General features: G+C 57.7%; 5 protein-coding genes and 1 tRNA gene. All 6 read right to left on the bottom strand.

Features of this window, described 5'->3' with window-relative positions; genetic code table 11:
- Position 1: 1 nt before the first annotated feature.
- The 6 genes from FJ964_RS11440 to FJ964_RS11465 all read right to left on the bottom strand — a co-directional run bounded on the left by FJ964_RS11440 (position 2) and on the right by FJ964_RS11465 (position 6,852).
- Entirely contained in the window at positions 2 to 2,716 is a 2,715-nt protein-coding gene (locus FJ964_RS11440; RefSeq protein ID WP_181172434.1) for a Z1 domain-containing protein, read from the bottom strand.
- Positions 2,717 to 2,813: 97 nt separating this feature from the next.
- Positions 2,814 to 4,604 (bottom strand): DUF262 domain-containing protein, encoded by a 1,791-nt coding sequence (locus tag FJ964_RS11445; protein WP_181172435.1) that lies wholly within the window; start codon positions 4,602 to 4,604, stop codon positions 2,814 to 2,816.
- Positions 4,605 to 4,718: 114 nt separating this feature from the next.
- Complete coding sequence (gene dcm, locus FJ964_RS11450) at positions 4,719 to 6,074, bottom strand: DNA (cytosine-5-)-methyltransferase (RefSeq protein WP_140550475.1); 1,356 nt, start codon at positions 6,072 to 6,074, stop codon at positions 4,719 to 4,721.
- A 5-nt stretch (positions 6,075 to 6,079) separates the two neighbouring features.
- Positions 6,080 to 6,265, bottom strand: a complete 186-nt coding sequence (locus FJ964_RS11455) for a ribbon-helix-helix protein, CopG family (RefSeq protein WP_181172436.1) — start codon at positions 6,263 to 6,265, stop codon at positions 6,080 to 6,082.
- Positions 6,258 to 6,755, bottom strand: coding sequence for a very short patch repair endonuclease (locus tag FJ964_RS11460; RefSeq protein WP_140550477.1), 498 nt, complete (start codon positions 6,753 to 6,755; stop codon positions 6,258 to 6,260). The genes FJ964_RS11455 and FJ964_RS11460 overlap by 8 nt, the downstream gene beginning before the upstream one ends.
- Before the next feature lie 20 nt (positions 6,756 to 6,775).
- Positions 6,776 to 6,852: transfer RNA gene (locus tag FJ964_RS11465), tRNA-Arg, on the bottom strand.
- Between the last annotated feature and the right edge of the window lie 234 nt (positions 6,853 to 7,086).

Genomic DNA, 7,086 nt, shown 5'->3' on the forward strand with positions numbered 1-7,086 from the left:
ATCAGCGTCTCAGGGCGGCGATGTGGTCGGGGCCGCCATGCGGAAGGCCCAGACCCAGCGTGACCACGTCCGGCCCTCCCTGGTCATCACGAATTACATGGAAGAGTGCAAGCCCGGGATGGCCGCGAGGTCGCCAGGCGTCCCCGCTTTGCAGCCGAGGGACCGGTTTGCGACCGTGGTAGTGATAGTCGATGAATTGGTCACCATAATACCCGCTGCTGTCGTATCCACGACTACCCCAGAGAGTGTTAAGCCGATCGAGTGATCCGATACCACGGATCATAGCGCCGACACCCAGCGTGCGAAGGTTCGGATCGGTCGATTGCTTTTCGCCTGACCGTACTGCGAGGTAGAATTGCGGCACAACACGGCCATCGAGTTGTGACCAAGGCAAATCGGCCTTGTCAGTGGCGTGGAAACCCGGGGCATGATGCCCGGTGGCGAGCGCGTGCCAAAGTCGCAAGTAAGCTGCGATCGCATAGGGACAAGACTGGGGGCGTACCGCATAGGGCTTTGGGTCTAGCCCTGGCGGCCTGAACAGCGCGTCGGTCAAGCCGAGGCTATGCTGGATGCTGGTCCAGCGCCGGCTAAGTTCATCTCCTAAGCTGGGGTCGTGTCGCGTGTAACGAAGTTGGTCTAGCAGGTCGGCCAACTCAAGAAGCCCGAGTGGCTCACTACGGATTCTTCCAACGTTGCGAGAGGGGTCAATCTCGTCCCAATTCCCCCGCTTCAGCGCGGAGGTCAGTAAGTTAGTGTTGTGGCTAGCGAAATTAGGGTTGGCGCGCTCAATCAGCCGAATCTGCGGGCTAGGCCCGGGGCTAAGTGGAATTTTGCGGGTCTCAATCTTGCTCGTCGCAACAAACTCCAGCCCTTCCAGGATGAGCGTTCCGGCAGCGGTTTCGTCCTTGGGCAGGGCCATGCGCCGGAGCACCAGCGACTTTAGCGCCTTGTCTCGAACGTTGTACTGTCGGAAGAGCGCAAGCTGATCCTCAAGCAGAAAAACACGGCAGAACGGCAAATGTGCCCCGCGATAGCCGAACCAGCGCTGCATCTGCATCTGTGTGTCCGCAGCAGGCTCTGCACTGCTACGCAGGAAAAGGCTTGTCGCAAGCCCTTCAACCGTGAGGCCTCGCGAAAGGATGTTGCCCGCGACGAAGATAGTAAGAAGGTCAACCGGTGCATGCCATCCATCGGTATCTTCGACAGCGTCGAAGCGTGGACGGTCATCCGCCGAAGGATCGCTGTTTAGAACGCGCAGTGACACATTTGGGAATATCTCGGTCAGAAGGAGGTCGTAAACCTCATTCCACCGAGATGCATCGAGTCGAGGATAGGCCGCACGCGGAAAGCTCGAAAGAGCTAGACGCGAATTCTCGAAGCTTAGATAGCAGGCCCGCCACGCCTCTTCCTCGGCTTGGAGCCGGATTGCTAAACCAGGCGGGTCGAGCGCTACGCTGGGCTCCCCGTCCTCTGCCTCGGGCAACTCAACCTCGCGCTCGTGGCCGGGCAGCGCACGAGACCATCGCGCAATGTCCTCGGCTGCCGCGAAATGAGCGTCCTTTCGGACCGAAGGATGAAACATCATAGTGTGCGCGCGAGGCATCGCCGCGTTTAGCGCATCTTTGCTAGGAAAGGCGCGGCCCGCAACATCGGAGAAACGACCGCCTTCAATAAGCAGTCGCGCCGCGGCCCCGACCATGTAGCTACGCAGCGCCGCGGACATAGCCTCCCAGCGCAGCATTTCCCGGCGATCAGCAAGTTCCGCCTCGGTTTCGCCGGGCTGCAGTTCGGGGTACGGCCACGATACCGTGAGTGGCCCAGATAGAAAACTCGTCGCATCGTAATAGATGTCGCCTCCGCAGTAGTAGCCCCGGATGCCACTAGGCTCACAATAAGTGAGCGAGCGAGGCATAAGTTCACCCTCATGGCCCGCAACCCGCAGCGCAGCGCTAAACTCTCGAGGTGCCAAGGGATTGTGGGATTCCTGGAGGTAGTTCGCCTGCGGCGTCGCGGTGTAGGCAATATAGGTCGCTCGCAACTTCGTATCTCGGGACGCTGAGCGGTGATGGTCTCCGCTCCACAGCGCTGCAATGAATCGGGGAGTGACCTTCTCCGAAGTCGCACTATCAAGCACCGAAGCATCATCGGCTTCGTCATCGAGCACCAACATGGTAGTTGCTCGATCACGACTGGCAAGAACTGGCCCGCTCAATACACTCCGTAGCATACGTGAAAGATGGAGGAGATGTTCGTCGAGCTTTGGGACGACGATAATCATGGGTATCCCCTGGCGCACCGCGAGTGTCGCCTTCGAGGCCTTTAGATAGCTCGTTGGCCCCATGCGGTCAGAGCTCAATACATCTTCAGGCTGTGGCAACACTAACCTCACGTTTGCGCGAGCATAGGCTGTGTCACGGTTGCTGCCGTCCAGTTGGCTGAGCATTCGCTCATATGTCTGTAGCCACAAACCGACGCGTGTACCCGCCAGCAACACAACGATATCGACGCCTTGGTCCAAAGCGAGACTTGCGACCGCCAGCATGCTGGCGGTCTTTCCAGACTGAACAGAGCCGATCACCATTCCGGTACGCAGCCCGTCCTCTGGCCAGGCAGCAGCGTCGATCTTTCCACCTGATGTCGGCAATGCCTTCTCAACGATGTACCGCGCGTCGGCGTGCAGCACCTCGAGTGCTGTTGGAGAGAGCTGCCGAGCCATATTGGCCCTATACCCTTCCCACCATCCGACCGGCTGCTCATCTTTGTTGGATGCGGCGGACAGAGCCGGAATAACCGTGATTGTACTTGATCCGGGCTCAAGCATCAGCAGCCAACACGCGCAGTTCAATCAGCCCGTCCACAGCCGAAGTTCCAAACCGCTCTTCCATAGTGGTCCGCATTTCAGCCGGAGTAACTCCAAGTGTCTCTAGGATGCTCAGCAGCGAGTCGGAGATATGACCCCACTGAGTTTTATTCTGCGTGCTATCGGGACCCTTCTTCTCTCTCGTCACCGCTCGAATTGCGTCGGCTTCGGCAAGCAAGCTATCCTGCTTATCTAACATAACGAGAACAAAGCACGCCGCTAAGCTCGCGACCGCGCCGAGTTCTTCCCACTTCGTTCCCGAATCGCGCTTACTGCGAAAGCGCGGATGCCACGCGCGGTCGGCCTCCGCATGGAGTTCGATCGCAGCGACCAAATCGCGCGCGAGCGCGGTCAGGACTTGCGTCGCCCGAAGCCGTGGAAGCTTTTTGTCGATTGCTTCAAGGAAGCTGTCGATGTGGCTCGCTGTCGAAGGCGATCGATAACTACCGGCTGTGCCGGTCGGATGCAGCAGCGCCGCAAGCATCCAGAGCAGTACTTTCGTACGGCGAAAGCGCGCGATGCTGAAGCCCATGTCGGCGATGACGGTATATGCGAAGGACGGATCAACCCCGGCCTCAACGGCGTATTCTGCCATGGCGCGGTCAGCGCGATCGCCGCCGATGAACAGCATCAACTGAACAATTTTTAAGTGGTTGTAAACTGCGTTGCGAATCTCCTCCGCATTCAGTTTTACACCTTGCTGATTGTAAATTCGAAATACCTGATGGATATCCCGAACCGCGGTGTCTTCATAACGCAAGATAGGAATTCGGTACGGCGAAGAACTCGAGTCAAACAGCTTTCGCACGGCAACCTGTTTACCGCCGATCGCTGTCTGCACTTCTCTAATTTCGTCGTAGAATTTACCAGATAGCGCCCTCAGCGGGTCTGTCTTCTCATAGTTCTTCGTTTTAAATGGCAGGTAATGCCTGCGGACGTCATCTGGGGTGAGCGCATGCTTCTTCGCGAATTTACGATAGTTCTGTTGAAATAGTGCAAGGTCGTTCTTCTCCTTAGCGAAGGCGACCGCGGACGGATGCGCACCGACAAAGCGCAAAATCGAGGTCAGGCGCTGCTTGCCGTCGACGATCTGCAACTTGTCATCATCCGCGACAGTCGCAAGGATGATCGAAGGCAATGGGATGCCGCGCAGGATGGACTCGATCAGCTTCTGTGAGTCCGGATTGGACCAGATATACTCGCGCTGATAAGGCGGATTTAGGTCAAGCTCGCCCTCTCGCGCATGACCAACGAACTCGACGATTGGCAGCGTGTCGACGGTCGCCTTTATGTTGGGCGGCTCGCGAACCTCAGGCTCATCCCACTCCTGCTCCCAGACAGCTGAAGCCGAACTCCGCGACTCGTCCTCATCAAGTGCTTCTGCGAACCGCGCGCTTCGCTCGTCGGCGCGAGCAAGCCGTCCTTCTAACGCCTCCACGCCCTGCTCTGTCATGCGAACAACGCCATTCGAGACGTTAAATAACAATTCCTCGGCGTCAGGCACGAGTTGGTTGAACAGCTTGGCCGCGATCGCGGACTCGGTTTCGTCAGTGCTCAAGGGATCGTCGAGCCAGAGCCAGCCTTGCACTTCAACCACTCTGGCGAGCCAGCTATTGTCGTCGAAGCCGACATCTTCTGCTGAAAATTCCGTCGGCGGCTTAGCCCGAACATGGTCGGGGAGTTGCGTCCGGCTCGACAGGTTGCTCAGGAACCTCGCGATCTCCCCATTATCGATCTCGTCCACATTCCCTCCCATGGGACGTCCTGGACATCCGCAATGTTGAACTTTTCAGGTGGCCCATCACGCCAGACGAAGCAATCTCAGTCCTTCGTGAGCTCAAGCGATATCCAGCATGGATTAACCGGTATGCATAAATTCAGCGTCACTCTGGGATGGTACGCTGCTGAACAGCGCTAATGATGTGGCCCTCTCTAGTCGATGCGCTTGACCAATCAGCGCGTGCGCGACGGCCTCGATCACATCCACGTTCACTGCGTTGCCAAGGGCCTTGTATGCCGCCCCTTGTGCTTTCGGCAGATGCTCGAGGTCCCCCATGCTCTGCAAGCGGGCACATTCCCGCATTGTCATGTAGCGACGCTCCCACGGGATGACTGGCACCTGACTAGTCGTCAGCGCAACCAGAGAGGGTGCAGCAGTGGGCCGCTTCGCGCGGATCCCAGAGGCGCGGAATTGGATAACCGACCCCCATAGGTTCCGCGGACCACCTTTCCAGTTCCATTCAAGTTTTTGGAAACTTGGAGCAAAATCTTGGATAGCTGGCAACCATTGATCGATTACGGCCTTATGTGTGCGATAAAATTGACGATTCTGTTCGATGAACTGAATTTTCCAGTCTGGAAACTTTGGCTCAGTGCCGCGCGCATACGGTGGCAATGCAGCCAGCACTTCCTCGTCGGTCAGGTCACAGAGCGCTCGACCAAATGCGCCCCGGAATGAACGGATCTCCGACAGTCCGTGGCCTGCCGGCGAACCAGTACGAACCGGATATGTTGCGCCAAACTCCATTGCCCAGATAGGAAACGAGGGTAGCTCTATTTTGGCAGGCAATGCATCCAAGAGTTTCTGCCAAGCTTCCAAATAACGGACAAAATGCTCCGGCAAAGGGCGAGCACCAAACGGGTTCTCATCAAGGATCGAGCGGATATCCAGGTCGGCCCCGACGTGAGTCGGCGCCGGCCACCGGAAGGATTCCAGCCCTTCTCGCGATCCGACGATAATTGCGCGCTCACGCGTTTGCGGCACGCCAAACATATGCGGCGATAGCTTGCGAGCGTCGACATCATATCCGAGACCGCACAGACGATCGTGAACCTTCCTCCAGGTCTTACCTTCGTCGTGGCGCAGCAGGTTGGGCACGTTCTCAATGATTACATACGCCGGCTCGTGGCGCTCAATGATCTTGACTACATAATCAAAAAGGTCGCCCCACTGCGGACAGTCAAAGCCGAGTTGATCGCCGGCCTTCGAGAAGGGTTGACATGGAAAGCCGGCGCAAAGGATGTCGTGGGGCGGAACCTCCGTATAGGCGTTGCGAATGTCGCCGACAGGTTTTATGTCAAAGTTGCGCTGGTAAAGGTCGGCCAAGACCGGGTCGAGTTCGGAGGCAAAAACGCAACGATGCCCGAGACGCGCCAGTGCTTGGTGAAATCCGCCTAGGCCTGCAAATAGATCGATAAAGCGCAAAGCCGCCATCAGCACTACCGATCGAGCGGGAAGCTGAGTTGCTTCGCCGTGTGTTGCTCAAGCAAATTCTTGATCGCCAGGCGCAGCAGATATTGTAAATTTAAAGGGGGCTTCTGCGTTTCGGCCAATTCTCGCAAAGCATCGTAGTCGGCTTGATCAACCGATACCGTGAACCGCTTCTGCTGCGTTGATCTAGCCACTGTCGCACCTCCTCGCACCACCCTGCACCAAATTGCATTGGCTGTCGAGCTCAGTGTTGTGGTCCAGGTAATTCAGCAGCCGGTCCCGAATAACGTCTAGGCTTCTTGTCTCGCACTCCCAGATGACCAGGACTCTCCATCCTAGGCTAAGCAACTCAATCTCAACGGATCGGTCTCGGTCCACATTGCGGCTTAGCTTAGGCAGCCAGTATTCCGGACGCGTGGTAGGCAATCGGCCACCCAGTCGGCAATTATGACGATGCCAGAAGCAGCCGTGAACAAAGATCACTTTCCGGCGCGAAGGGAAGGTCAAGTCCGGCGTGCCTGGTAAGTCTTGGCGATGCAGCCGAAAGCGATAGCCAAGCCCATGGACCAATTGTCGAACGATCATCTCCGGCTTGGTGTCAGACTTCCTGACACGTGACATCCGACGTCGAACGGCTGCGGGAACGTCGGGGAATCGGGTAGATGTCGGCAGAGCAGCTTTCATGGGTTGTACCGGGCTCAAACTGGCGCACCCGACAGGATTCGAACCTGTGACCTCTGCCTTCGGAGGGCAGCGCTCTATCCAGCTGAGCTACGGGTGCTTTCCGGCGATGCGGAAAACGAACCGGGTGAACCGGCAAGTCACGGCTTCTTAGCGGAAGCGGGCGCGGGCTTCAACGGGCAATTGGAGATTGTCGGTTTCCAAAGGTTCACGTCGCAGGCCCTGTCGCGTGCGGCGTTCCCCTCTCCGTCTCGGCTTAGCCGAGCCACCTCTTCCTCGCCCTTTGCGGGGGCGAGGAACTTGAGCCCCTCACTGCCCCGCCTCACCCCTTACC

Source organism: Mesorhizobium sp. B2-3-2, assembly GCF_006442295.1.
In the GTDB taxonomy this organism is placed as follows: Bacteria; Pseudomonadota; Alphaproteobacteria; order Rhizobiales; family Rhizobiaceae; genus Mesorhizobium.

Bases quoted from the DNA above. Each gene is read 5' to 3' on its own strand.
- dcm (WP_140550475.1), bottom strand. From the start codon at position 6,074: ATGGCGGCTTTGCGCTTTATCGATCTATTTGCAGGCCTAGGCGGATTT.
- FJ964_RS11460 (WP_140550477.1), bottom strand. From the start codon at position 6,755: ATGAAAGCTGCTCTGCCGACATCTACCCGATTCCCCGACGTTCCCGCA.
- FJ964_RS11440 (WP_181172434.1), bottom strand. From the start codon at position 2,716: ATGGCTCGGCAGCTCTCTCCAACAGCACTCGAGGTGCTGCACGCCGAC.